This window comes from Streptomyces sp. NPDC053426 (genome assembly GCF_055585405.1).
Genome location: NZ_JBVJKE010000007.1, coordinates 195,338 through 219,748, shown reverse-complemented (window position 1 = coordinate 219,748; position 24,411 = coordinate 195,338). Strand labels below are relative to the sequence as shown.

General features: G+C 73.9%; 26 protein-coding genes. 17 read left to right on the top strand and 9 right to left on the bottom strand.

Annotation, left to right across the window (positions count from 1 at the left end):
• Positions 1-123: 123 nt before the first annotated feature.
• Positions 124-1,743: an ABC-F family ATP-binding cassette domain-containing protein gene (locus ACZ62B_RS16660; RefSeq protein WP_344558221.1), complete on the top strand. Its 1,620-nt coding sequence runs from the start codon at positions 124-126 to the stop codon at positions 1,741-1,743.
• A 6-nt stretch (positions 1,744-1,749) separates the two neighbouring features.
• Here ACZ62B_RS16660 and ACZ62B_RS16655 read toward each other — a convergent pair whose 3' ends face one another.
• Entirely contained in the window at positions 1,750-2,862 is a 1,113-nt protein-coding gene (locus tag ACZ62B_RS16655; RefSeq protein ID WP_344558223.1) for a baeRF2 domain-containing protein, read from the bottom strand.
• A gap of 62 nt (positions 2,863-2,924) precedes the next feature.
• Here ACZ62B_RS16655 and ACZ62B_RS16650 point away from each other — a divergent pair, with 62 nt between their 5' ends.
• A complete protein-coding gene (locus ACZ62B_RS16650; protein WP_344558225.1) occupies positions 2,925-3,212 on the top strand; it encodes a DUF6158 family protein in 288 nt (95 codons plus the stop codon).
• A gap of 37 nt (positions 3,213-3,249) precedes the next feature.
• On the opposite strand, the gene ACZ62B_RS16645 is transcribed toward ACZ62B_RS16650, so the two are convergent.
• From ACZ62B_RS16645 to ACZ62B_RS16635, 3 genes are all read right to left on the bottom strand, one after another.
• Entirely contained in the window at positions 3,250-3,795 is a 546-nt protein-coding gene (locus ACZ62B_RS16645; RefSeq protein ID WP_469690841.1) for a type 1 glutamine amidotransferase domain-containing protein, read from the bottom strand.
• 30 nt (positions 3,796-3,825) lie between these two features.
• Positions 3,826-4,251 carry a CBS domain-containing protein gene (locus ACZ62B_RS16640; RefSeq protein WP_468728181.1) on the bottom strand — a complete coding sequence of 142 codons (426 nt, stop codon included), beginning with the start codon at positions 4,249-4,251 and terminating at the stop codon, positions 3,826-3,828.
• Between the two features lie 72 nt (positions 4,252-4,323).
• A complete protein-coding gene (locus tag ACZ62B_RS16635; RefSeq protein ID WP_085575465.1) occupies positions 4,324-4,716 on the bottom strand; it encodes a DUF2795 domain-containing protein in 393 nt (130 codons plus the stop codon).
• A gap of 160 nt (positions 4,717-4,876) precedes the next feature.
• On the opposite strand from ACZ62B_RS16635, the gene ACZ62B_RS16630 reads away from it, so the two are divergent.
• The 5 genes from ACZ62B_RS16630 (at position 4,877) to ACZ62B_RS16610 (ending at position 9,414) form a co-directional block, all read left to right on the top strand.
• Positions 4,877-5,017 carry a hypothetical protein gene (locus ACZ62B_RS16630; RefSeq protein WP_344558237.1) on the top strand — a complete coding sequence of 47 codons (141 nt, stop codon included), beginning with the start codon at positions 4,877-4,879 and terminating at the stop codon, positions 5,015-5,017.
• Between the two features lie 220 nt (positions 5,018-5,237).
• On the top strand, positions 5,238-6,032 hold the full coding sequence (locus tag ACZ62B_RS16625) for an RNA polymerase sigma factor SigF (RefSeq protein ID WP_344558239.1): 795 nt from the start codon (positions 5,238-5,240) through the stop codon (positions 6,030-6,032).
• A gap of 141 nt (positions 6,033-6,173) precedes the next feature.
• Positions 6,174-6,929, top strand: coding sequence for a hypothetical protein (locus tag ACZ62B_RS16620; RefSeq protein WP_468728171.1), 756 nt, complete (start codon positions 6,174-6,176; stop codon positions 6,927-6,929).
• Between the two features lie 188 nt (positions 6,930-7,117).
• The gene (locus tag ACZ62B_RS16615) at positions 7,118-8,365 is read left to right on the top strand and encodes an aminotransferase class I/II-fold pyridoxal phosphate-dependent enzyme (protein ID WP_468719004.1); all 1,248 of its coding nucleotides are present in this window, start codon (positions 7,118-7,120) and stop codon (positions 8,363-8,365) included.
• The gene (locus ACZ62B_RS16610) at positions 8,362-9,414 is read left to right on the top strand and encodes an MBL fold metallo-hydrolase (RefSeq protein WP_468877795.1); all 1,053 of its coding nucleotides are present in this window, start codon (positions 8,362-8,364) and stop codon (positions 9,412-9,414) included. The genes ACZ62B_RS16615 and ACZ62B_RS16610 overlap by 4 nt, the downstream gene beginning before the upstream one ends.
• An 87-nt stretch (positions 9,415-9,501) precedes the next feature.
• Here ACZ62B_RS16610 and ACZ62B_RS16605 read toward each other — a convergent pair whose 3' ends face one another.
• Together ACZ62B_RS16605 and ACZ62B_RS16600 are read right to left on the bottom strand one after the other, a co-directional pair.
• Entirely contained in the window at positions 9,502-10,119 is a 618-nt protein-coding gene (locus ACZ62B_RS16605; RefSeq protein WP_344558901.1) for a DedA family protein, read from the bottom strand.
• Entirely contained in the window at positions 10,119-10,892 is a 774-nt protein-coding gene (locus tag ACZ62B_RS16600) for an MBL fold metallo-hydrolase (protein WP_344558245.1), read from the bottom strand. Before ACZ62B_RS16600 ends, ACZ62B_RS16605 begins: the two co-directional genes overlap by 1 nt.
• Positions 10,893-10,976: 84 nt before the next feature.
• Between ACZ62B_RS16600 and ACZ62B_RS16595 the strand changes: the two genes are divergently transcribed.
• The 7 genes from ACZ62B_RS16595 to dnaK all read left to right on the top strand — a co-directional run bounded on the left by ACZ62B_RS16595 (position 10,977) and on the right by dnaK (position 19,951).
• Complete coding sequence (locus ACZ62B_RS16595) at positions 10,977-11,378, top strand: hypothetical protein (protein ID WP_344558247.1); 402 nt, start codon at positions 10,977-10,979, stop codon at positions 11,376-11,378.
• A gap of 91 nt (positions 11,379-11,469) precedes the next feature.
• Complete coding sequence (locus tag ACZ62B_RS16590; protein WP_344558249.1) at positions 11,470-13,554, top strand: phage holin family protein; 2,085 nt, start codon at positions 11,470-11,472, stop codon at positions 13,552-13,554.
• A gap of 233 nt (positions 13,555-13,787) precedes the next feature.
• Positions 13,788-14,849 (top strand): ATP-binding protein, encoded by a 1,062-nt coding sequence (locus tag ACZ62B_RS16585; protein ID WP_344558251.1) that lies wholly within the window; start codon positions 13,788-13,790, stop codon positions 14,847-14,849.
• A complete protein-coding gene (locus tag ACZ62B_RS16580; protein WP_344558253.1) occupies positions 14,846-16,645 on the top strand; it encodes a vWA domain-containing protein in 1,800 nt (599 codons plus the stop codon). The genes ACZ62B_RS16585 and ACZ62B_RS16580 overlap by 4 nt, the downstream gene beginning before the upstream one ends.
• A gap of 99 nt (positions 16,646-16,744) precedes the next feature.
• The gene (locus ACZ62B_RS16575) at positions 16,745-17,173 is read left to right on the top strand and encodes an OsmC family protein (protein ID WP_344558263.1); all 429 of its coding nucleotides are present in this window, start codon (positions 16,745-16,747) and stop codon (positions 17,171-17,173) included.
• Positions 17,174-17,255: 82 nt separating this feature from the next.
• Complete coding sequence (locus ACZ62B_RS16570) at positions 17,256-17,990, top strand: glycerophosphodiester phosphodiesterase family protein (RefSeq protein ID WP_468719013.1); 735 nt, start codon at positions 17,256-17,258, stop codon at positions 17,988-17,990.
• Positions 17,991-18,076: 86 nt separating this feature from the next.
• Positions 18,077-19,951: a molecular chaperone DnaK gene (gene dnaK / locus ACZ62B_RS16565; protein WP_469690835.1), complete on the top strand. Its 1,875-nt coding sequence runs from the start codon at positions 18,077-18,079 to the stop codon at positions 19,949-19,951.
• 19 nt (positions 19,952-19,970) lie between these two features.
• On the opposite strand, the gene ACZ62B_RS16560 is transcribed toward dnaK, so the two are convergent.
• Both ACZ62B_RS16560 and ACZ62B_RS16555 read right to left on the bottom strand, forming a co-directional pair.
• Positions 19,971-20,786 (bottom strand): SAM-dependent methyltransferase, encoded by an 816-nt coding sequence (locus ACZ62B_RS16560; RefSeq protein WP_344558276.1) that lies wholly within the window; start codon positions 20,784-20,786, stop codon positions 19,971-19,973.
• 56 nt (positions 20,787-20,842) lie between these two features.
• A complete protein-coding gene (locus ACZ62B_RS16555) occupies positions 20,843-21,706 on the bottom strand; it encodes a helix-turn-helix domain-containing protein (protein ID WP_344558278.1) in 864 nt (287 codons plus the stop codon).
• 220 nt (positions 21,707-21,926) lie between these two features.
• Here ACZ62B_RS16555 and ACZ62B_RS16550 point away from each other — a divergent pair, with 220 nt between their 5' ends.
• Positions 21,927-22,352, top strand: coding sequence for a hypothetical protein (locus tag ACZ62B_RS16550; RefSeq protein ID WP_468877778.1), 426 nt, complete (start codon positions 21,927-21,929; stop codon positions 22,350-22,352).
• On the opposite strand, the gene ACZ62B_RS16545 is transcribed toward ACZ62B_RS16550, so the two are convergent.
• Positions 22,334-23,152, bottom strand: coding sequence for a helix-turn-helix domain-containing protein (locus ACZ62B_RS16545; protein ID WP_344558282.1), 819 nt, complete (start codon positions 23,150-23,152; stop codon positions 22,334-22,336). The genes ACZ62B_RS16550 and ACZ62B_RS16545 overlap by 19 nt on opposite strands.
• A 142-nt stretch (positions 23,153-23,294) precedes the next feature.
• On the opposite strand from ACZ62B_RS16545, the gene ACZ62B_RS16540 reads away from it, so the two are divergent.
• Entirely contained in the window at positions 23,295-23,600 is a 306-nt protein-coding gene (locus ACZ62B_RS16540) for a 4a-hydroxytetrahydrobiopterin dehydratase (protein WP_344558284.1), read from the top strand.
• Positions 23,601-23,605: 5 nt separating this feature from the next.
• Positions 23,606-24,379 carry a class I SAM-dependent methyltransferase gene (locus ACZ62B_RS16535; protein WP_344558286.1) on the top strand — a complete coding sequence of 258 codons (774 nt, stop codon included), beginning with the start codon at positions 23,606-23,608 and terminating at the stop codon, positions 24,377-24,379.
• Positions 24,380-24,411 lie beyond the last annotated feature (32 nt).

Here is a 24,411-nt window from a genome sequence, read left to right as displayed (position 1 = left end):
CGTAGGAGGGCCCTCACGCTACGCCCGACAGCCGCATGATGAGACCCGAGTTTCACATTCTGGACGTCGTTCCGGTCGAAACCCGTTTGCCACCTGCGCCGACGACCCCGCACAATCCCCACCATGGGTCATCTGGAAGCCGCGCACCTCGAGTACTACCTCCCCGACGGGAGGGCGCTGCTGGGCGATGTCTCCTTCCGGGTGGGGGAGGGGGCCGTCGTGGCCCTCGTCGGACCCAACGGCGCGGGCAAGACCACCCTGCTGCGCCTCCTCTCCGGCGAGCTGAAGCCGCACGGCGGCTCCGTCACCGTCACCGGCGGCCTCGGCGTCATGCGCCAGTTCGTCGGCTCCGTACGGGACGCCACGACCGTACGGGACCTGCTGGTGTCCGTGGCGCAGCCCAGGATCCGCGAGGCCGCCCGCGCCGTCGACGCCGCCGAACACGCGATCATGACGGTCGACGACGAGGCCGCCCAGCTGGCGTACGCGCAGGCCCTCGCCGACTGGGCCGAGGCGCGCGGGTACGAGGCCGAGACGCTGTGGGACATCTGCACCACGGCCGCGCTGGGCGTGCCGTACGAGAAGGCGCAGTGGCGCGAGGTCCGCACCCTCTCCGGGGGCGAACAGAAGCGCCTGGTCCTGGAGGCGCTCCTGCGCGGCACCGACGAGGTGCTGCTGCTCGACGAGCCGGACAACTACCTCGACGTACCCGGCAAGCGCTGGCTGGAGGAACGGCTCGCCGAGACCCGCAAGACCGTCCTCTTCGTCTCCCACGACCGCGAACTCCTCGCCCGCGCCGCCCAGAAGATCGTCTCCCTGGAACCGGGCCCCGCGGGTGCCGACGCATGGGTGCACGGCGGCGGCTTCGCCACCTTCCACCAGGCCCGGCGGGAACGCTTCGCCCGCTTCGAGGAGTTGCGCCGCCGCTGGGACGAGAAGCACGCCCAGCTCAAGAAGCTGGTCCTGACGCTGCGCCAGGCCGCCGAGAACAGCCCGGACATGGCGTCCCGCTACCGTGCCGCCCAGACCAGGCTGCGCAAGTTCGAGGAGGCCGGACCCCCGCCGGAGCCCCCGCGCGAGCAGGACATCAGGATGCGCCTCAAGGGCGGCCGTACCGGTGTGCGCGCCGTCACCTGCGAGGGGCTCGAACTCACCGGTCTGATGAAACCCTTCGACCTGGAGGTCTTCTACGGCGAACGGGTCGCCGTGCTCGGCTCCAACGGCTCCGGCAAGTCGCACTTCCTGCGCCTGCTCGCCGGCGACGGCGTGGCCCACACCGGGAACTGGAGACTCGGCGCGCGCGTGCTGCCCGGACACTTCGCGCAGACCCACGCCCACCCCGAACTGCTGGGCCGCACCCTCCTGGACATCCTGTGGACCGAACACTCCCAGGACCGGGGCGCCGCCATGTCACGTCTGCGCCGCTACGAACTGACCCAGCAGGCCGAGCAGACCTTCGACCGGCTCTCCGGCGGCCAGCAGGCCCGCTTCCAGATCCTGCTCCTGGAACTCCAGGGCGTCACGGCCCTGCTCCTCGACGAGCCGACCGACAACCTCGACCTGGAATCGGCCGAAGCCCTCCAGGAGGGCCTGGAGGGCTTCGAGGGAACGGTCCTCGCCGTCACCCACGACCGCTGGTTCGCCCGCTCCTTCGACCGCTTCCTGGTCTTCGGCAGCGACGGCCGCGTCAGGGAGACTCCCGAACCGGTGTGGGACGAACGCCGGGTGGAACGAGCGCGCTAGAGGGGCTCACTTCCAGCGCAGCAGCGCGCCCAGACCGCCGACCGGCGTGTCGTCCCGCACACCCGGTGCCAGGGACACCGACAGCGCGGGCGCGTCCGTGGCGACCGCCGACCGGATCAGCGCGTCGTCCGCCCGCGCCGACCAGGAGTTCTGCTCACCGAGCACCTTCAGGTCCGTACGCCGCACCGCGAGCTGGTCCGGATCCTCACCGATCCACACCTCACGGTGCGCGTCGGCCGAGTCCGGCCGGATCAGCAGTTCGTCGATCCGGTGCTCGCGCGCGGCCTCGACCAGCGCCGGCACGCCCTCCACGGCAGCCGCGCGGCCCTCGTCGTCGGGACTGCGGGCGGCGAGGAACCGCTCCAGCTCCGCCGCGGCCCGGTCGCCGACGTGCTCCGCGCGGATCCGCTCCACGTCCTCGTCGAGCAGCCTGCTGCCGGCCCCGCGCGACGCCTCGACCACCAGGTCGTGCAGCCGCTGCGGCAGCCGTTCGCGCACGGCGCGCCGCTCCCGGTCGTCACCGACCAGGATCAGCAGATCGGCGCCGGTCTCCTCGTGGCAGACGGCGAGCGCGTCGGCGATCTCCGCGGCGTTGTGCTCCCAGGTGTTCTCCACCCGCAGCTGGAAGTGGCGCTCCGACCAGTCGACGGAACCGGTCCGGTGCAGCGGCCACTGCCGCCCGGTGACACCGCCGGCGTCGTCCCGGCCGAGCGCGCTGCGCAGTTCGAAGTCCGCGCCCCTGCGGTCGACGTACGCGACGATGCACACCGGGTCCTCGCCGGCCAGCTCCAGCAGCGGCGCGACCCGGGGCAGCGGCGCCCACTGGGCCCAGTCGCGCTGCGGGGACCGGGCCAGCGGCGGGTCGAGCACCACCTCGCCGTCCCGGGCGAACAGCGCGCGGCCGTGCGGTTCGGTGGAGTGCCGCAGCTCCTCCAGCGCACGGCGCACCGCCTGGCAGGTCGCCTCGTCCGCGCCCTGGTCGGCCAGCTCCTGGGCCATCGCCTGGGCGGTCAGCCGCCGTTCCTGAGGGGTGTGCTCCGTGTGCCGGGAGGTGTCGACGTAGACGGAGGCCCAGGGGCCGGGACGTTCGTAGAGTGGATGCAGGAAAGCGAGTTCCATGGCTCCCTCCCGGTTGCCGTTCGGGGTAGTGCTTGTACCGGTCGGGCGGGTACCCGGACCGCATGGACACACACGACGAGCGGGGCACCACGATGACCGGAGTCGAGCCGGACCGCCTGGACGACCAGCAGCTCATGAAGGAGCTGGAGACCATCCACCGCACGCGCCACGACACACTGCTGTACGGCTCCAACGACGCGCTGCGCGTCCACAACGAGCGGATGGCGCAACTGGAGGGCGAGTACCTGCGCCGCAATCCGCGCCGCCCGGTGGCCGCGGGCCGCACACGCGAAGGTGCCCGGGAGCGGGGCGCCGCGGACACCACGACACCCACGACTCCGGGCACCTGATCCCGGGCCCCGGGCCTTACGAGGCCTCCTCGGCCCCTTACGAGGCCTCTTCGGCCCCGAACACCTCGAGGTACGTCTCGCAGAAGGCCTTCAGATCGTCCGGCTTGCGGCTGGTGACCAGTTTGTTCGGCCCGTGGTCGCAGACCTTCGCCTGCTCGTCGACCCAGGTGGCGCCGGCGTTGCGCAGGTCGGTCCGCAGGCTGGGCCAGCTGGTCAGCACCCGGCCCCGGACGACGTCGGCCTCGACGAGGGTCCAGGGGGCGTGGCAGATCGCGGCGACCGGCCGGCCCTGTTCGAAGAAGTCCCGCACGAACGCGACGGCCTTGTCGTCCATGCGCAGGAAGTCCGGATTGGCCACCCCGCCCGGCAGCACCAGCCCGCCGAAGGAGTCCGCCGACGTCTCGCCGACGACCTCCTGCACGGGGAAGGTGTCCGCCTTGTCGAGATGGTTGAACGCCTGGATCTTCCCCGGCCTCGTCGACACGAGCACGGCTTCGTGACCGGCGTCCACGGCCGCCTGCCACGGCTCGGTCAGCTCCACCTGCTCGACGCCCTCGGGCGCGGTCAGGAATGCGATTCGCATGATGGCACTACGTCCCTTCGTTCCGCTCGTTCAGCTCTTGCCGTCCGGTTCCGCACGGCTGATGTCGGCCAGCGCCGAGCCGGGCTCCCGCGCCTCGGCCAGATCGCCGAGACTCACCAGGCCGACCGGCAGACCGCCCTCGACCACCGGGATCCGGCGTATCGCGTGCTCCCGCATCAGGGCGACGGCCGAGGACACCGGATCGTCCGGGGCGAGCGTCAGCGGGTCCGGCGTGCACACCGACCCCGCGCTCGTCCCGAGCGGATCCGCGCCCCGGGCGATCGCGCGGACCGTGATGTCGCGGTCGGTGAGCACGCCGACGACCCGCTGCCCGTCCGCCACCACCACGTCGCCGATGTTCTGGGTGCGCATCAGCTGCGCCGCCTCGACGATCGAGGCGTCCGGGCGTACGGCGACCACGCCCGGAGTCATCACGTCCTTGACGAACTCGGCCATGACCTGGGCCCTTCCTGTCGATCCCGGCCGCCGGGGCACCGCGGACCTGCCGCGGCGCCCCGGACGGGCCGGTTACGCGGTCTCCGTCTCCCGGGACCGGGTCAGCGCCTCGGCCAGCTCCTGGACGCTGTTGTAGCGGGCCTGGCGCGGCAGCCGCTCCAGCGCCTCGATGAGCGCGTCGGGCGCGTACCGCCGGTCCAGGGCGCGCATCAGCTCGCGCGGACCCGCGGGGAACGCCCCGCGGCCCAGGATCCTGGCCAGTTCCAGCCGCACCGACTCCAGTGACGTCGGGCCGCGGCCCGGTGTCACCGGACCGCGCGCGACCTCGGGGTCGTCGTCGGCGAACGGCTCCGGGTCGTGCCACTCCTCGGTGCGGGTGGGGTGCCCGGACCGCAGCAGACCCTGCAGTTCGTGCTTCATCTCGTCGTCGCGGTGGACGCTGAGCCGGTCGCTGCCTCGCTGCATGTCTCCCTCCAGATCCTTCGGGGTGCGCACCGCGTACCCGGGGAGCGGAGGGCGACACGGGAGTTCGGGTGCCGGATCGTCACGGGCCGGGGTTTGGCCGCCGGAGGGCGGGAGACCCGCATCCCCACGCCCCCCACGTGCCTCCCGGAAAGGACAGGCCATGGCGGTGCTCGCCGTGCTCATCCCGCCACTCATGCTCGGCGTGATCCTGATGCTGGGCCGCTACGAGGACTTCGTGCTCCCGCCCGCACCGCCCGAGGCCGACCCGCCCGAAACCCGGTGGGGAAGTTTGGGACGGTGAAGCGGGGGCAGGCGCACCTCCAGTGCTTCGGACAGGAGGCACGCCCGTGGAGGCGGCGTCACGCCGCTTCGGGCGCACCTGTCCCCGGCCGGCGCGCTCACCACGGTGACCGTCCGTCCCCTGGATCCTGTAGTCGCCTTCCCGCCTGCCCGGCGGCGTCCGGGCCGGCGACGGGAAGGCGACGACGGGACCTGGCCCCCCGAGGGAGCTGCGACGCACCATGCCGACCCGAGCGACCGCGAAACACCCGCACGACGACGCCCCCGACACCGCGGCCGCCTTCCACAGGCTCGCCGCACTGCCCCCGGGGCCGGAGCGGGACGTGCTCCGTGACGAGATCGTCGAGGCCTGGCTGCCCATGGCCGACCGCCTCGCCGGACGCTTCCGCAGCCGCGGCGAGAGCTTCGACGACCTGCGCCAGGTCGCCGCGCTCGGCCTGGTCAAGGCCGTCGACCGGTACGACCCCGAGCTGGGCAACGCCTTCGAGAGCTACGCCGTGCCGACCGTCACCGGCGAGATCAAACGGCACTTCCGCGACCACATGTGGACCCTGCACGTACCGCGCCGGGTCCAGGACCTGCGCAACCGCGTCCGGCACGCCTCCCAGGACCTGTCCCAGACCACCTCCGGCCGCCGGCCGACCGTGGCCGAGATCGCCGAGCACACCGATCTGAGCGAGGAGGACGTCCGTACCGGACAGGAGGCGCTGGAGAGCTTCTCCGCGCTGTCCCTGGACGCCGAGCTGCCCGGCAGCGACGACGGCTACTCGCTCGGCGACGCACTCGGCGCGCCCGACCCGGCGCTGGACACCGTGGTCGACCGCGAGGCCGTCAAGGAACGGCTGGCCGCGCTGCCCGAGCGGGAGCGGGCCATCCTCTACATGAGGTTCTTCGGCGACATGACGCAGAGCAGCATCGCCGAGGAGCTGGGCATCTCGCAGATGCACGTCTCCCGCCTGATCAGCCGCTGCTGCGGCCGGGTACGGGAACAGGTCATGCGGGACGGGGAGGAGTAGCGCGGGCCCTTCACCCGCTCGGGTGCGCCCGGTCCCGCCAATGGTGTCCGGCGGCGAGCGGCGCGGCGGCGACGGGGCTGTGATGGCTGTGGGGCGTGACCGAACGCCGTGCCCCCGCCGTCGCTCGAAGGAGCCCGCACCATGCGCCGCACCGCCCGTGCCCTGTCCCTCGCCGCCGCCACCGGTGCCGCCCTCGCGGCGCTCGCACCGGCCGCGTCGGCGGGCACCGTTCCGGACGACGGGGCCTCCTGGGGCACCGCCTCCCCCTCGCCCTGCCCGCGGCCGGAGGGGCACGCGTGGGAACCGGACGCCGCCCTCGAACCCGCCGGGCCCGAGGCGGCCGTACCGAAGAGCACGGCGCTGGACGAGCTCGAGGCCGAGCCGGAAGCCGAGCTCGGTGCCGACGCCGAGTTCGGTACCGGTGCCGGATCCGATGCCGAGTTCGGCACCGACGCCGGATCGGACGCCGAGTTCGGTGCCGGACTCGACGCAGGGCCCGGCACCGACGCTGACACCGGTGCCGGATCCGGTGCCGAGCTCGGCACCGGCACCGACGCCGGGCCCGATGCCGACGCCGGACCCGGCACCGGGACGGAGATTCCCGCTCCTCAGGAAAGCGACCCCGCCGACCCGGAGCCCGCCGATCCGAAGGCCCTGAAGTCCAGGCCCACCGCGTCCAGGGTCCCCGCCTCCAAGACCCCCGAGCCCAAGCCCACCGAGTCGAAAGGCACCCCTTGCCCCACCGCCCCCGCGCACCAGGGCGTCCACGCCGGCGCGGGCGGTGCCTTCACCGACTCCGTGCCCGCGCTGGCCGCCGGCGGGCTGCTGATCGCGGGCGCGTTCGGCGCCGCCGCGCACCGCGTGTACCGCGACCGCACCACCCGCGCGGACGGCTGACACGGGCCGCCCCACGTGTGGACAGCGCGATCCACCCGGCACCCATGGCACGCGGCACGCTGGGTACTGACTGGCTTGGGCCTGTCGTCACGTCCCCGCCTTCCGGGCGGACGGCGGGGACGTGACGACAGGACCCGGAACACGAGCCGGCGCCGGGCACGACGCCGGGGAACCGCGCGGAGGTAGGGATGCGGCGGACGGATCCGGAAGGCCACGGCCCCGTCCGGTTCGGGCCTGCGCTCCCCGAGGACGGGCTGCCCGTCCTGCCCGAGCTGTCCGCCGTACTCGCCGCCGCGGCCTCCCGCGCCGCCGCCGAACCGGTCGGCGGCGGGCCCGCCCTGCTGGACGCGGCCTGCGGCTACGGCGACCGGCGCGGACTGCCCGCCGCCCCCGACCGGGTGGCCGTCGCCCCCGGCGCCCCCGCCCTGCTGGTGGCGCTGACCGCCGCCCTCGGCGGTGACGTCCTGGTGCCCCGGCCCTGCGCCGCCTGGTGGGCCCCCTACGCCCGCCTGCTCGGCCGCCCCGCCTTCCATGTGCCGACCCCGGCCGAGAGCGGCGGCGTCCCCGACCCGTACGCCCTGCTGGAGACCGTGCGCCGGCTGCGGGCCGAGGGCGGCGACCCGCGTCTGCTGGTGCTCTCCGTCGCCGACGACCCCACCGCCGGGGTCGCCCCGCCCGAGCTGCTGCACGAGACCCTGGAGGCCGCCGTCGGCGAGGGGCTGCACCTGGTCAGCGACGAGACCTGGCGCGACACCCTGCACGACCCGCACGGCACCGTGCTGCTCAGCCCCGCCGAGATGCTGCCCGACCGGGTCACCGTCGTCACCGACCTGGCCGGCGCCCTGCTCCCGCCGGGCTGGCCGGCGGCGGTGGCCCGCTTCCCGGCCGGCGAGGAGGGGAACGCGCTCCACGCGCGCGTGCTCGACGTGCTCACCGCGCTCGACGCGCGCGTCGCCTCCCCGGTCGCCGCCGCCGCGGTGTACGCGCTGTCCGAGCCCGGACCGGTCACCGCGCGCGTCGCCGCCGCCGTACGCCTGCACGCGCGCGTGGCCGCCGCCGCCCACCACGCCGTCGTCGCCGCGGGCGCCCTCGCCCGGCCCCCCTGCTGCGGCCGGCACCTGTACGTCGACCTCACCCCCCTGGCCCCCGCGCTCCGCGCGCACGGCGTCGGTGACGCCCAGGAACTGGAGGACTTCCTCACCGCCCGGCTCGGCATGCCCGCGCCGGGCGGTCACCGCTTCGGCGACGACCTCGAAGCACCGCGCGTACGGCTGTCCACCGCCCCCCTGCTGGGGGACACCGCCGAACTGCGCGCGGAAGGCCTGGATTCACCCGCGCCCCTGGAACTGCCGCAGGTACGACGCGCGCTGACCCGGCTGACAACGGTCCTCGGTGAACTCCGCGACGGCGCCCGGCGACGGGAGTCCCCCCGATGACGCGGCGCCCCGAGCCGGCCGTGAGGACGGCCCTCCCCGGATCCGGCGCCCGGGAGGCCGACGGCCCGTCCGCCCCGTACCCGCCACTGGCCGCACCCCGCCCGCTCGCCGAACGCCGCTTGTGGCCCCGCACCTTCCACGACCGGCTGACGTCCCCGCTGCCCGGCCTGAAGGCCCTCGCCCGCTTCGCCCGCGAGGGCGCCGTACGGCCCGTCCCGGACGGTCTCGCCGACGTCCCCCTGCTGCCCCGCGCCCCCGGCCCGCTGCCCCGCGTCGACGCCCGCACGGTCGCCGTCACCTGGGTGGGGCACGCGAGCTGGGTGCTGCGGATCGGCGGGCTCACCGTGCTCACCGACCCGGTCTGGTCCCGCCGCATCCTCGGCACCCCCGCCCGGATCACCCCTGTGGGCGTCCCCTGGGAGGCCCTGCCGCGCGTGGACGCGGTCGTCATCAGCCACAACCACTACGACCACCTGGACGCCCCCACCCTGCGCCGGCTCCCGCGCGACACCCCCGTGTTCGCGCCGGCCGGGCTCGCCCCCTGGTTCCACCGCCGCAGGTTCACCCGCGTCACCGAGCTCGACTGGTGGGAGGCCGCCGAACTCGACGGGGTCCGCTTCGACTTCGTACCGGCCCACCACTGGTCCAAGCGCACCCTCACCGACACCTGCCGCTCCCTGTGGGGCGGCTGGGTGCTCACCGGCCCCGACGGGCGGCGCGTCCACTTCGCCGGCGACACCGGCTACGGCCACTGGTTCTCCCGCATCGGACGCCGCTGTCCCGGCATCGACCTCACCCTGCTGCCCATCGGCGCCTACGACCCCCGCTGGTGGCTGGCCGACGTCCACTGCGACCCGGAGGAGGCGGTGCGCGCCGCCCAGGACCTCGGCGCACGCCACATGGCCCCCATGCACTGGGGCACGTTCGTCCTGTCCGCGGAGCCGGTCCTGGAACCGCTCACCCGGGTCCGTGCCGCCTGGGAGCGGACGGGCCTGCCCCGCGACCACCTGTGGGACCTGCCGGTGGGCGGCTCCCGGATCCTGACCTGACCGGATCCCCGCCTGACCGGGACCGCCGTCACCGGGACCGCCGTCACCGGGACCGCCGTCACCGGGACCGCCGTCACCGGGACCGGCTCACCCCGCCGCCGTCCCCCGCATCCGCCGCCACAGGCCCGGGGCCACACTGATCAGCACCGTCAGCACGATCGCCGCCAGGACGCCCTGCCACGGCCGGTCGAACAGCGAACCGCCGAGCACCCCGATCAGCTGGTACGTCGCCGCCCAGGCCAGACAGGCCGGCAGATTGCCCCGCACGAAGCGCCGCACCGGCCACTTCGCGACCAGACAGGCCAGCATCACCGGCAGCCGCCCGGCCGGGATCAGCCGGGACAGCACCAGCACCGCCACCCCGTGGTCAGCGAGCTTGTGCTGCGCCTGCGCCAGCCGGTCCTCCGGGGCGCGCTCCCGGATCGCCTCCAGCCAGCGGGAGCCGTTCTTCGACCTCATCCCGCGCCGCCCCAGCCAGTACAGCGCGACGTCCCCGAGGAACGCCGCCAGGGACGCCGTCACGAACACCAGCGCCATCGAGAACGGCGCCGCCCGGTGGAAGGCGACCACGGCCGCCGAACTGACCAGCGCGCCCGTCGGCACCACCGGCACCAGCGCGCCGATCAGCACCAGCAGGAACAGGGAGGGATAGCCGACGGCCTGCTGGGTGAACTCGGGCGCCACGACCGGGGCGGCGGTAAGGATCACCGCGCGACCTCCAGGCGCACGCGCTCCCCGTGCTCCAGCCGGTGCACCGACGCGCCGGGCGCGTGCCGGGCCGCCTGCCGCTCGAACTCGTGCCCCGGCGCGTGGAACTCGTGCGGGCGCACGGCGTCCATCCCGATCGGCCAGTACGTGCCGTAGTGCACCGGCACCGCGCTGGACGCCCCCAGCCGGGCCAGCGCCTCGGCCGCGCGCCCCGCGTCCAGATGGCCCTCGCCCAGGTACGGACCCCAGCCGCCCACCGGGAGCAGCGCCACGTCGACCGGCCCGACCTCCTTGGCCATCTCGTCGAACAGACCGGTGTCCCCGGCGAAGTACGTCCGCGCCTCGCCCTCCAGGACGTAGCCGAGGGCGGGGGAGCGGTGCGGTCCGACCGGCAGCCGCCGCCCGTCGTGCCGCGCGGGCACGGCCCGTACGACCAGTCCGCCGACCCTCGTCACATCGCCGGGCGCCACCTCGCTCACCCCGAGGTGCGTGAGCCGGCGCAGCCCCGGCACCGCGCGTGGTGCGCCCCGGGGCACGAGCAGGCGCGTACCCGGGGCGAGCCGGGCCAGCGACGGTATGTGCAGATGGTCGGCGTGCAGATGGGAGACCAGGGCCACGTCCGCGTGCCGGGCCTCGGCCGGCGGCACCGCACCGCGCCGGCGCCGCAGATGCGCGAGCCGGCGGGCGAACAGGGGGTCGGTGAGCACACGGGTGTGCGAGTCCTCGACCGTGCAGGTGGCGTGACCCCACCAGGTGACCTCCACCGGCACCTCTTCCGCCCCCTTCGCGCGACTCCCCGAAGCCTACGCGCAGGAGTAGGGTCGGCGGCGAAAACCGGAGGTGAGGGGGGCGCCATGGGGCCGGTGCGGGTGACGGCGATCGCGAGTCTGACACCGCTGGAGGAACTGGACGCCGAGCCCTTCCTGGTGGACTCCCGCGGCCAGCACGCCATGTGCGCCCGCTGGGCCGCCGAGCACGGCTATGTGGTGGCCCGGGAACTCCTCGTACGGGGACTGCGGCCCGATCACGGTGCGCTGTGGGACGGAGTGCGGCCCGGGACCGACCTGTTCGTGGCGCCCAGTCTGCGGGTACTGGAACGCGCGCTGTCCTCCGTGGAGGAGTTCACGAGGGAGTGCGCGCGGCGCGGGGTGCGCGTGGAGACGGTCGGCCGCGCGGAACCGTCGTACGACGCGGCGATGAAGGCCCGTGTGCACCGGCGGCTGTCGCTGCCGACGGCCGGGTACGACGGCCGCTGAGCCGTCGGCGGTCCGCGCGACCGGGGACGAAACGCCCCGTCCGGCCGTTGTGACAGGGTGGAGACGGGCCAGGTCGGCCGGGACGTGAGGTGTGCGGGGCGTGGGTGGCGGGCGGTGGCGACGGGTCGCCAGTCAGATCGGGCGGAGTGTCGCCGTGTGGGTGGTCTCCACGCTCACCATGCTGCTGCTCGCGGGCATCCTGCCCGACTTCCGGCTGCGCTCGGCCGACGGCGACAGCGCCACCGACATCGCGGTCACCGCCGCTTTCGGCGCCGGCGCCTTCGGTCTGCTGTCCGCCCTGGTCTGGCCGCTGCTGGTGCGTCTGCTGCTGCTCGTGCCGGCGCTCGTCCTGGGCCTGCTGGTGTTCTTCCTCAACGGCGCCCTGCTGTGGCTGGCGCTGCACGTCACCCCGGTCGAACGCGGCACCGCCGCACCGGAGACGGCGGTCGTGGTCGCCGCCGTGATGTCCGCCGTCGCCTCCGCCACCGGCGCCGCCCTCGCCGTACGCGACGACGACGCCTACCGTCGCCGCCTCTACCGCCTCGCCGACCGCAGACGGGGCTCCGCCCCGCCCTGCCCGGCCACCCCCGGCACCGTCTTCCTGCAACTCGACGGCGTCGGCCACGACGTGCTGCTGGCCGCCGTCGACAAGGGACTGATGCCCACCGTCGCCCGCTGGCTGGGCACCGGCACCGGCGGCGACCACCCCTCCCACCGCCTCACCCCCTGGCGCACCGACTGGTCCAGCCAGACCGGCGCCAGCCAGCTCGGCATCCTGCACGGCAGCAACCACGACGTCCCCGCCTTCCGCTGGTACGAGAAGGCCCGCCGCGAGGTCATGGTCTGCAACCGGCCCACCAGCGCCGCCGAACTCCAGGCCCGCGCCATCGAGTACTCCGGCCACGCGGGACTGCTCGCCACCGACGGCGCCAGCCGCGGCAACCTCTTCAGCGGCGGCGCCGACGAGCAGGCCCTGGTGCTCTCCATCGCCACCCGCCGCCGCGGCCCGGCGGCCCGCTCCCGCGCGGGCTACTTCGCCTACTTCTCCGACCCCGCCAACGCGGTGCGCACCGCGCTGTCCTTCGTCGCCGAGGTGGGCCGGGAGATCGGCCAGTCCACCCGGGCCCGGTTCCGGGAGCAGCGCCCGCGCGTCTCGCGCGGCGGGCTCTACCCGTTCGTACGGGCCTTCGCGACCGTCGTCGAACGGGACGTCGTCGTCGCCGCCGTGACGGGCGACCTGCTGGCCGGCCGCACCGCCGTCTACGCCGACCTGGTCGCCTACGACGAGGTCGCCCACCACTCCGGGCCCGTCGGCCGGGACACCGACAAGGTCCTCCAGCGCCTCGACCGCGCCCTCGCCCTGATCGAGAACGTCGCCGAGCACGCCCCCCGCCCCTACCGCATAGTCGTCCTCTCCGACCACGGGCAGAGCCCCGGCGAGACCTTCCGCTCCCGCTACGGCCTCACCCTCGGCGACCTGGTGCGGGCCGGCTGCGGACTGCCCGTGCCGCGCCGCGCCCAGCGCACCCACAGCGGCGCCGAGGCCCGCGCCGCCGTCCGCGCGGCGCTGCGCCGGCCCGTCGAGGAGGGCACCGAGCACTACCGCCCCTCCCGCGGCTCCGAACCCGTCGTGCTCGCCTCCGGCAACCTGGGCCTGGTCTCCTTCCCGGACGTGCCGCACCGGATGACCAAGGAGGAGATCGACGCCCGCCACCCCGCGCTCCTCGCGACCCTCGCCAACCACCCCGGCATCGGCTTCCTCCTCGTCCGCAGCGAACGCCACGGCGGGGTCGTCCTCGGCGCGTACGGCGCGGAGATACCGCTGGACGAGCTGGACGACGACCCCGGCCCGCTGGCCGCGTTCGGCCCCGGAGCCGCCGACGTCGTGCGCCGCACCCACACCTTCCCGCACACCGCCGACATCATGGTCAACTCCTTCCACGACCCCGCCGACGGAGAGGTCCTCGCCTTCGAGGAGCAGATCGGCTCCCACGGCGGCCTCGGCGGCGCCCAGTCCCGCCCCTTCCTGCTGTCCCCGCTCGCCCTGTCCGCACCGGTCCACGACGGAGGGGACCTCATCGGCGCCGAACAGATCCACCGGGTGCTGCGCCGCTGGCTGACCGAGTCGGACGAGGCGGAAGTGCCGGCGGAGCCGGACCGGGAACGCGCGGCCTGAGCGGGCCGGCCCGTGGGAGCCGGCCCGGTTTCCCCGGGGGGCCCACCGCCGGGCCACCGGGCCGCCGAGGCCCACGACCGCGCCCGGCGGGGACGACCGCGTGAAAACGCGTTGCCCCGGCGCGTCCGGGCGCAGTTCACTGGTCCCGGCGCCCGCGGTGGATCCGCGTGCCCGGCCCGACCGCCGGCGATCCGTGCGCCCCCTCCAGCCCGCCGAACCCCAGGAGCCGCTGCGTGCAGGCAGCCGTCACCGTCACCCCCGCCCGCATCCCGGAGCTGCTGCTCGGTCTCGCGACCGTGCGGCCGGTGTTCCTCTGGGGAGCGCCCGGCATCGGCAAGTCCTCCCTGGTCAGGGAGTTCGCCGAGTCACTGGGGCTGGAGTGCGTGAGTCTGCTGGGCACCCAGCTCGCCCCCGAGGACCTCATCGGCGTCCCGCAGATCCGCGACGGCCGCTCGGTGTTCTGCCCGCCCGAGTCCATCGCCCGCGACGAGCCCTACTGCCTCTTCCTGGACGAGCTCAACGCGGCCACCCCGGACGTGCAGAAGGCGTTCTACTCGCTGATCCTGGACCGCCGGATCGGCGACTACGAGCTGCCCAAGGGCTCCATCGTCATCGGCGCCGGCAACCGCGCCACCGACAACGCGCTCGCCCGCCCCATCGCCTCCGCGCTCGTCAACCGCCTCACCCACGTCCACCTGGAGGCGTCCCCCAAGGACTGGCTGGTGTGGGCGGCGAACAACGGCATCCACCCGTGGATCACCGACCACCTCACCGACCGCCCCGACCACCTGTGGTCCAAGCCGCCGAAGACCGAGGAGCCGTTCTCCACGCCCCGCTCCTGGCACATGCTCTCCGACGCGCTGCACTCCTTCGGCCGCGACCTCGACGAGGACACCCTGAAGGTCCTCGCCCACGGCACGCTCACCCCCGCGCACGCCACCGCCTTCTGCGGCTACGTCAAGATCGTGCGCAGCCGCTTCGGCATCGACGCCGTGATCAAGGGCGAGGCCCGCTGGCCGCACCGCGTCGAGGACCGCGACCTGCTGTACTACCTCGCCGAGTCCTTCCGCGGACGCCTCGTCAAGGAACTCCCGGCGACCAAGGAGCACATGTCGGCGAACGGCCGCCAGACCGCGTACCGCGCCAAGTCGCTGCTGGTGCAGCTCGCCGAGATCTCCGTCGAGGTCGCCCAGACCGTCATCGCCTCCGACGACGACGGCAACCCGGTCCTGCCGTCCTGGTTCCTCGTCGAGGCGGCCCGCGACATGCCCCGGCTGGTGGAGGCGCGCCGGTGAGCCGCGGCCGGGCGAAGGGGCCGAAGAAGCGGGACCTCGCGGGGGAGGCGTTCGACGCCGGGCTGCGGCTGGTGCGGGCCAACCCCGCGCTGGCCGCCGTCGAGTTCGAGGTCTGCCGCCGGGAGAACTGCGAACTCGCACCCCGGGACGGACTGGTGCGCGTGGACTCCGAGGCCGTCCTGCACGCCCACCCGGACCGCATGGCCGACCCGGAGGCCTGGGCGTGGGCCCTCGCCCACGCCGTCCTCCACCTCGGCTTCGGCCACGTCCCGGCCGCCAAGGGCACGCGCGAGCAGCCCGACCACTGCGAGCTCGCCGCCCGCTGCGTGGTCGTCAACCGCTTCCTGCTCGGCTTCCCCGTCGGCAGGACGCCCGACCACCTGCCCGCCGCCTACCCCGACGGCGACGAGGAACGGCTCGCCGCCCGCTGGCGGCGGGACGGGGTCCCGGCCGTGTACGAACGCTGCGGCACGGCCGGCGGCGAGGCGGACCTGCTGCTCGTGGAGTGGTACGGCTGGTACGGGCAGCCGCCGGACCACCAGCTCGCGTTCGCCACCGCCCTCACCCGCACCGTGTCCGCCGCGATGGACATGGCGGCCGGCCGCCTCGACAGCCTGGACGGCAAGCCCGCCCCACGACGCCCCTGGGAGCGCGCGCTCGGCTGGTTCGTCTCCTCCTACCCGCTGCTCGGCGGCATCGCGGCCGGCATCACCCTCGTCGCCGACGCCGAACTCGCCCGCGCCCACGGCATCTCCGTCGCCGCCGTCGACGCCGAGGCGGGCGAGATCTACGTCAACCCGCTGCGACGGCTGGACGAGGAGGAATGGCGGTTCGTCCTCGCCCACGAGATGCTCCACGCCGCCCTGCGCCACGGCGACCGCCGCGGCGGACGCGACCCGTACCTGTTCAACGTCGCCTGCGACTACGTCGTCAACGGCTGGCTGGAGGAGATGCGGGTCGGCACCATGCCCGAGGGCCTGCTGTACGACAAGGAGCTCGCCGGACTGTCCGCGGAGGAGGTCTACGACCGGATCGCCGTCGACCTCCGGCGCATGCGCCGGCTGGCCACCCTGCGCGGCAAGGGCCTCGGCGACATCCTCGGCGGCCCGCTCGGCCCGCCCCGCGACCACGTCGACCTCGACGGCTTCTACCGCCGGGGCCTCGCCCAGGGCCTGGACCTGCACGACCGGCAGGAGCGCGGCTTCCTGCCCGGCGGCCTGGTCGAGGAGATCCGCGCGCTCAGCCATCCGCCGGTGCCCTGGGACGCCCGGCTCGCCCGCTGGTTCGACGAGTTCGTGCCCCGCCCCGAACCGCTCCGGTCGTACGCGCGTCCCTCCCGGCGCCAGGCGTCCACCCCCGACATCCCCCGCGCGGGACGCTACTTCCCGCCCGAGGAGATCGCCCGCTGCACCTTCGGCGTCGTCCTGGACACCTCCGGCTCCATGGACCGGGTCCTGCTCGGCAAGGCGCTCGGCGCCATCGCCTCCTACGCCGAGGCCCGCGACGTACCGGCCGCCCGCGTGGTGTTCTGCGACGCGGCGCCGCACGACGCGGGATACGTACCGGTCACCGAGATCGCGGGGCGGGTGCGGGTGCACGGCCGGGGCGGCACCGTCCTGCAGCCCGGCATCGACCTCCTCCAGCGCGCCGACGACTTCCCGCCCGCCGCGCCGGTCCTCGTCATCACCGACGGCTGGTGCGACGTGCTGCGGGTCCGGCGCGAGCACGCCTATCTGATCCCGCGGGGCGCGCGGCTGCCGTTCACCGCGAGGGGGCCCGTCTTCCGGGTGAGTTGAGCCGTGATGTGATCGGATGGGGGGCGGGCACCCGGTGATCCGGGCGCCCGGACCGAGCACCGCCGGACACACGGCCGGACATTTTCGAAAGGATGCGTCATGGCAGCCACGCGCTCCGCACACACCGTTTGGGAAGGCAACCTGTTCAAGGGCAGCGGGGTCGTCGCCTTCGACTCCTCCGGCAGCATCGGCGAGCAGCCGGTCACCTGGGCGTCGCGGGCCGAGGAGGCGAACGGGAAGACCAGCCCGGAGGAGCTGATCGCCGCCGCGCACTCCAGCTGCTTCTCGATGGCCCTGTCCAACGGCCTCGACAAGGCCGGCACCCCGCCGACCAAGCTGACCACCTCCGCCGACGTCACCTTCGTGCCCGGTGAGGGCATCACCGGCATCCACCTCACCGTCGAGGGCACCGTCCCCGGCCTGGACGAGGCCGGTTTCGTCGCCGCCGCCGAGGACGCCAAGGTGAACTGCCCCGTCAGTCAGGCGCTGAAGGGCACGAACATCACCCTGACGGCGAAGCTCGCCTGACCCGCTCGCCGCGCCGCACCACCGCAGGCCGCCCCCCTTCCGGGGCGGCCTGCGGCACGTCCCACCCCGGAGCCGCACCACCATGACGCCACGCCCCGCCGTCTCCGCCCACCAGGGAGGCTCCGAGCGCGCCGCCCCGGCGACCCGGGAGGCGTACGAGGACGCGCTCGCGTCCGGCGCGGAGTACGTCGAGTTCGACGTACGGCGCACGGCGGACGGGATCTTCGTCGTCCACCACGATCCCCGCGTACGCCGCACCGGCCCGCCGCTGTCCACGCTCACCCACGCCGAGCTGAACGACCGCGCCGGATACCCCGTGCCCGTCGTGGACGAGGTCATGGCACTGGTCGCCGGGAAGCTCGTCGCCCATCTGGACCTCAAGGAGACCGGCCACGAGCGGGAGCTGATCGACCGCGCGGTCGCCCTGCTCGGCGAGGACGGACTCGTCGCCACCACCCTCGAGGACCGCTCCGTCGCCGCCCTCACCGCCGCCCGTCCGCGCGTGCGCACCGTGCTGTCCCTCGGCCGGGACGGCAAGGACATCGCCCGCGGCCGGCTGGTGCGGACCCGGATCGGCGAGCTGCTGCCCATGCGCCGCGTCCGCGCCTGCGGCGCCCACGGCGTCGCCGCGCACTGGCGGCTGGCCCGCGCCGGCGTGCTGCGCGAGGCGGCCCGTAACAGACTGTTCACCATGGTGTGGACGGTCAACGAGGACGCGGCGCTGCGCGGCTTCCTCGGCGATCCGCGCGTGGACGTGCTGATCACCGACCGGCCCCGCCGTGCCGTGGCCCTGCGTGACGCACACCCCTCTCATTGACAACCACCCGCTCAAACTATTGACAATGGGCCACTCAAGTTTTGTGCTGGAATTCCGGAGAGGTGCCCTGGCGGAAGGGGACAGCGATGGGACGTGCGGTCGGAATCGACCTGGGAACCACGAACTCGGTGGTGGCCGTGCTGGAGGGCGGTGAGCCCACCGTCATCGCCAACGCGGAGGGCGCCCGGACCACCCCCTCGGTGGTGGCCTTCGCCAAGAACGGCGAGGTGCTGGTCGGCGAGGTCGCCAAACGGCAGGCCGTGACGAACGTCGAACGCACCGCCCGCTCGGTCAAGCGGTACATGGGCGACGCGCACTGGCGCTTCCCCGGGCAGGGCTCCGTCGACGGCACCCGCTACACGGCGCAGGAACTGTCCGCCCGGGTGCTGCAGAAGCTGCGCCGGGACGCCGAGTCCTACCTCGGCGAGGACGTCACCGACGCGGTCATCACCGTACCGGCGTACTTCGACGACACCCAGCGGCAGGCCACCAAGGAGGCCGGGGAGATCGCCGGCCTGAAGGTGCTCAGGATCATCAACGAGCCCACGGCGGCGGCCCTGGCGTACGGCCTGGACAAGGAGAACGACCAGACCGTCCTCGTCTTCGACCTGGGCGGCGGCACCTTCGACGTGTCGCTGCTCGACATGGGCGAGGGCGTCATCGAGGTCAAGGCCACCAACGGCGACACCCACCTCGGCGGCGACGACTGGGACCAGCGCGTCGTGGAGTACCTCGCCAAACGCTTCAAGGGGCAGTACGGCGTCGACCTGGCGCAGGACAAGATGGCGGTGCAGCGGCTGCGGGAGGCCGCCGAGAAGGCGAAGATCGAACTGTCCTCCTCGTCGGAGACCACCGTCAACCTGCCCTACATCACCGCCTCCGCCGAAGGGCCCCTGCACCTCGACGAGAAGCTCACCCGCGCCCAGTTCCAGGAACTCACCGAGGACCTCCTGGAGCGCTGCAAGAAGCCCTTCCACCAGGCCGTCAAGGACGCCGGCGTGAAGCTCTCCGCGATCGACCACGTCATCCTGGTCGGCGGCTCCACCCGGATGCCCGCCGTCACCGACCTGGTCCGCGAACTCACCGGCAAGGAGCCGCACAAGGGCGTCAACCCCGACGAGGTCGTGGCCCTCGGCGCCGCCCTCCAGGCGGGCGTCCTGCGCGGCGACGTCAAGGACGTCCTCCTCCTCGACGTCACCCCGCTGTCCCTGGGCATCGAGACCAAGGGCGGCATCATGACCAGGCTGATCGAGCGCAACACCACGATCCCCACCCGGCGTTCGGAGATCTTCACCACCGCCACCGACAACCAGCCCTCGGTCGGCATCCAGGTCTACCAGGGCGAACGCGAGATCGCCGCCTACAACAAGAAGCTCGGCGTCTTCGACCTCACCGGTCTGCCCCCGGCCCCGCGCGGCGTCCCGCAGATCGAGGTGGCCTTCGACATCGACGCCAACGGGATCATGCACGTCTCCGCCAAGGACCTCGCCACCGGACGCGAACAGAAGATGACCGTCACCGGCGGCTCGGCCCTCCCCAAGGACGACATCGACCGCATGATGCGCGAGGCCGAGCAGTACGCCGAGGAGGACCGCAACCGCCGCGAGGCCGCCGAGACCCGCAACCAGGCCGAACAACTCGTCTACCAGACCGAGCGGTTCCTGCGGGACAACGGCGACAAGGTGCCCGGCGAGACCAGGGCCGAGGTCGAGTCGGCCGTCACGGAGGTGAAGCGGCTGCTGGAGCAGCAGTCCTCCGACACCGCCGGACTGCGCGCCGCCGTCGAGAAACTCGCCTCCGTCAGCCAGAAGATGGGCCAGGCGATGTACGCGCAGGCCCAGCAGACCCCCTCGGAGGGCACCGGACAGCACACCCCGCCGCAGGACGACGACGGCGTCGTCGACGCGGAGATCGTCGACGACGACAAGGACACCGGCCGACGGGAGGACGGCGCGGCCTGACCGCCGTACGCCGCAGCGGTCAGGGCTTGCGGGCGACCCCCGCGTACACCGGCACGATGCCCTCCGCCTGCGCCGCCACGTCCTCCGCCTCCGGGCGCCACCCGTGCACCGGGATCACCCCCGGGCCCAGCAGTTCGAGACCGGTGAAGAAGCGGGAGAAGGCGGCCAGCGAGCGCGGGTGGAAGGGCGTGCCGCCGCGCCGGAAGTGCTCCGCCGCCTGCCCGACCGCCTCGGGGCTCAGATCGGGCGTGACCTGGGAGAGGATCAGGAAGCTGCCCGGCGCGAGCGCGGCCGTGTACCGCTCCAGCAGGCCGTACACGTCGTCGCCGTCCGGATCGTCGTCCAGGTAGTGGGTCAGCGCGACCAGCGACAGCGCCACGGGCCGGCCGAGGTCCAGCGACTCGGCGGCCCGGCGCAGCAGCGTGTCCGCGTCCCGCACATCGGCGTGCACGTACCGCGTGCTGCCCTCGGCGGTGCCGTGCAGCAGCGCCTCGGCGTGCCGCAGCACGATCGGGTCGTTGTCCGCGTACACCACGCGGGACTCCGCGGCGACGCCCTGCGCCACCTGGTGCAGATTGGGCTCCGTGGGGATGCCCGTGCCGATGTCCAGGAACTGGCGTGTCCCCGCCTCGGCGACGGTGCGCACGGCCCGGTGCATGAACCGGCGGTTGGCCCGCGCCCCGCGTAACACCGTGCCGTCCGCCGCGAGGATCCTCCGCGCCAGCTCCTCGTCGACCGGGTAGTTGTCCTTGCCGCCGAGCCACCAGTCGTAGACCCGGGCCGGATGCGGCCGACTGGTGTCGATGCGGGCGGGCGCGGTGTCGGATCCGGTCATGGGCGGTCTTCTCCTCAGGGGTCGAAAGGGTGCGAAGGCCTGCTCGGACGCGCGGCTCAGTAGTGCTCGCGGCACTCCCGCAGCAGTTTCTCGGTGCGCTGTGTCGAGGCCGCCCGCGCCGTCATGTGGTCCAGGACCTCCAGATGCGCCGACACCTCCTTGCGGGAGTCCAGGTACAGGGCGCCGGTCAGATACTCGGTGAACACCATGTCCGGCAGCTCCGGCTCGGCGAACCGGAACAGCGAGAACGGCGCGTACGTACCCGGGTGGGGCCCGTCCGCGAACTCGGCGATCTGGAGAGTGATCCGGTCCCGCGCGGAGTACTCCAGGAGCTTGTCGAGCTGGTCGCGCATCACCCGGCCGTCGACGCTCACCGGACGCCGCAGCACCGTCTCCTCCATCAGCACCCACAGGTGCGGCGGATCGGGTCGCTCCAGCAGCCGCTGGCGCTCCATGCGCAGCGCCACGTGCCGCTCGACCACGTCGGGCCCGATGTTCCCGATCGTCCCGGCCTCCAGCACGGCACGCGCGTACCCCTCGGTCTGCAGCAGCCCCGGCACGAAGTGCGGCTCGTAGGAGCGGATGATACGGGCGGCGCCCTCCAGGCTCACGTACATGCTGAACCACTCGGGCAGCACGTCGCCGTACCGCTGCCACCAGCCCGGCCGGTTCGCCTCCTCGGCGAGCTCGACGAAGGCGGCGGACTCGCCCTCGGGCACCCCGTAGGCGCTCAGCAGGAGCTGGACGTACGGGATCTTCAGCGCGACCTCGGCGGTCTCCATCCGCCGTACGGTCGCGGGCGCCACCCGCAGGACGCGGGCGGCCTCCTCCCGTGAGAGGCCCGCCGCCTCCCTCAGTTCCTGCAGCCGCCTTCCCAGGACCACCTGGCCCACGGTGGGTGCGGCCCGCCGCTCACTCACGCCACGCCTCCCCAACGCGCCCGGGCATGCGCTCAGTCTGTCATGTTCTTCCGACACTCTCACGGGCCACGGGAAACCGCCCAGTTTCGCTGGTCCGCCGTATTACCCGACAGGTAATCGACCCGGCGCCGCGTGCCCGGGATCGTGGACGCACCGGGTTCCGGGCCGGCGCACTCCGGCCCGGGACCCGGCCACCGACCCCGACGGAGGATGATGCGTCATGTCCGCGACCCAGCTCGCCGTACTCGCCCGGACCGTGGAGCCGCAGCGGATGCTGCGCCGTTTCCTGGCCCTCGACGCCGTGGTGACCGGTGCCAACGCCGTCGCCTACCTCGCCCTGGCCGGACCGCTCGGCCGGTTCCTCGGGGCCGGTTCCGGTCTGCTGCTCGGACTCGGCGCGTTCCTCGCCGTGTACGCCGCCGGCGTGGGCCTGCTGGCCGCCCGGCCGCACCCGCCCGCCCTCGGCGTGCGGATCGTCGTCGAGGCCAACCTCACCTGGACGGCGGTGAGTCTCGCCGCCCTCGCGCTGTGGCTCACCCCGACCGCGGCGGGCGCGGTGTGGACGGTCCTCCAGGCGCTCACCGTGGCGGGCTTCGCCCTGCTCCAGCACATGGCGCTGAAGGCGCGTCAGCTCAGCCAGGACTGAAGGTACTTGGCCGTCGCCGGGTCCGCCGGGAGCAGGGTCTCCACGGCCAGCTCGGCGACGGTCACGTCCATGGGCGTGTTGAACGTGGAGATCGACGACACGAACGACAGCGTCCGCCCCTCGTGCTCGATCACCATCGGCAGCGCGAAGTACGCCACCGGCTCGGCCGGTTCCTCCGGCAGGCCGGCGGAGTCCGGTACGGGGAACGCCGCCACCTCGTCGTACAGCGCCCGCAGCCGCTCCGAGCGGTGCAGGGCGATGTGCCGCCGCATCTGCTCCAGCAGGTGCCCGCGCCACTCCCGCAGATTCCGGATCCGCGGCGCCAGCCCCTGCGGGTGCAGGGTGAGCCGCACCGCGTTCAGCGGCGGCGTCAGCAGCGACTGAGGCACGCCGTCGAACAGCGTCATGACCCCCCGGTTGGCCGCCACGACGTCGTACATCGCGTCCACCACCAGCGCCGGATACGGCTCGAACCCGCTGATCAGCCGCTCGATGCCGTCGCGCACCACCTCCAGCGCGGGATCGTCCAGCGGGGTCTCCGGGTAGTGCGGCGCGTAACCGGCCGCCAGCAGCAGCGCGTTGCGCTCCCGCATCGGCACGTCCAGGTGCTCGGCCAGCCGCAGCACCATCTCCTCGCTGGGCCGGGAGCGGCCGGTCTCGATGAAGCTGATGTGCCGGGCGGAGGAGTCGGCGCGCAGGGCCAGCTCCAGCTGGCTGACCCGACGCTGCTCCCGCCAGGCGCGCAGCAGCGGGCCCACGCCCCCGGTGCGGGAAGCGGTACCGGACGTGACAGTGGTCATGCCAGGACGGTAATCGAGAAACGGCCGTACCGGGGAGCCGCCCGCTTCCCGCCAGGGCTCCGGGTGGTCTTCTGTGGCAGCCTGGGAGTCCCGCACGAGACCACGGGACCACGAGACCCGAACCGGCGAAGGAGCGCAGCCCATGCCCGTCGAACCGCTGTCGCAGAAGGAGACCGAGGACCGGCTGGCCGGGCTGCCGGGCTGGGCTCTCGACGGTGACCGGCTCACCCGTTCCTACCGGCTCGGCTCGCACTTCGCGGCGACGGCGATGACCGTCCACATCGCCCAGGTGCAGGAGGAGCTCGGCCACCACTCCGACCTCACCCTCGGCTACGACACGGTGGCCCTGTCCGTGCACACCCACAGCGCGGGCGGCGCCGTCACCGAGAAGGATTTCGAGCTCGCCCGCAGGGTGGAGGACCTGGCCCCCGGCCACGGTGCACACTGAGGCGCGTGCTGGACTACGACGAGGAAGCGGAACGGTACGACGTCCTGCGCGGCGGGGAACCCCGGGCGGCGGCCGCCGCGGAGGCCGTGCTGAGCCTCGTACCGGCGCCGGCGCGGGAGCTGCTGGACGTGGCGTGCGGCACCGGCATAGTGACCCGGCGGCTGGCCGCCGCCCGCGCCGGTCTGCGGGTGACGGGCGTCGATCTCTCCCCGGCGATGACCCGGACGGCCGTCGCCCGGCTGCCGGGCGCGGTGGTCCGCGCGGACAGCCGCCGGCTGCCCTTCGGGGACGCCCGGTTCGACGCCGTGGCCAGTGTGTGGCTGCTGCACCTGATGCCGGGGCCCGAGGACGTACGGGCGGTCGTCGCCGAGTGCGCCCGCGTGCTGCGGCCCGGCGGGGTGTACGTCACCACCGTCCACAAGGGGGCCTCGCACAACGTCGGCAGCGACATCGACGCGGTCCTCGCCGCCCGCCCGCGCAGCCCGGTCCCCGACGCCCCCGACGCCGTCGACGCCTGCGCCGCGGCCCACGGTCTGCTGCCCGCGGGGCGGGCCCGCTTCCGGGGGCACGGGCAGGGCCGCAGCCCCCGCCGCACCATCGACGACCTGCGGCGCGGATGGTTCGTCACCCTGCCGCCGGGTGAACCGATCGCCGAGGAGTTCGCCGCCCGGCTGGCCCGGCTCCCCGACCAGGACCGGCCCCGCCCCGACCCCGTGTTCAGTCTCCGGGCGTACCGGAAGCGGAAGGACGGCAACCCGGAGGGCCCCGGCGGCGACTGAGGGGCGGAACCCATCCGTCCTCCCAGGAGGTC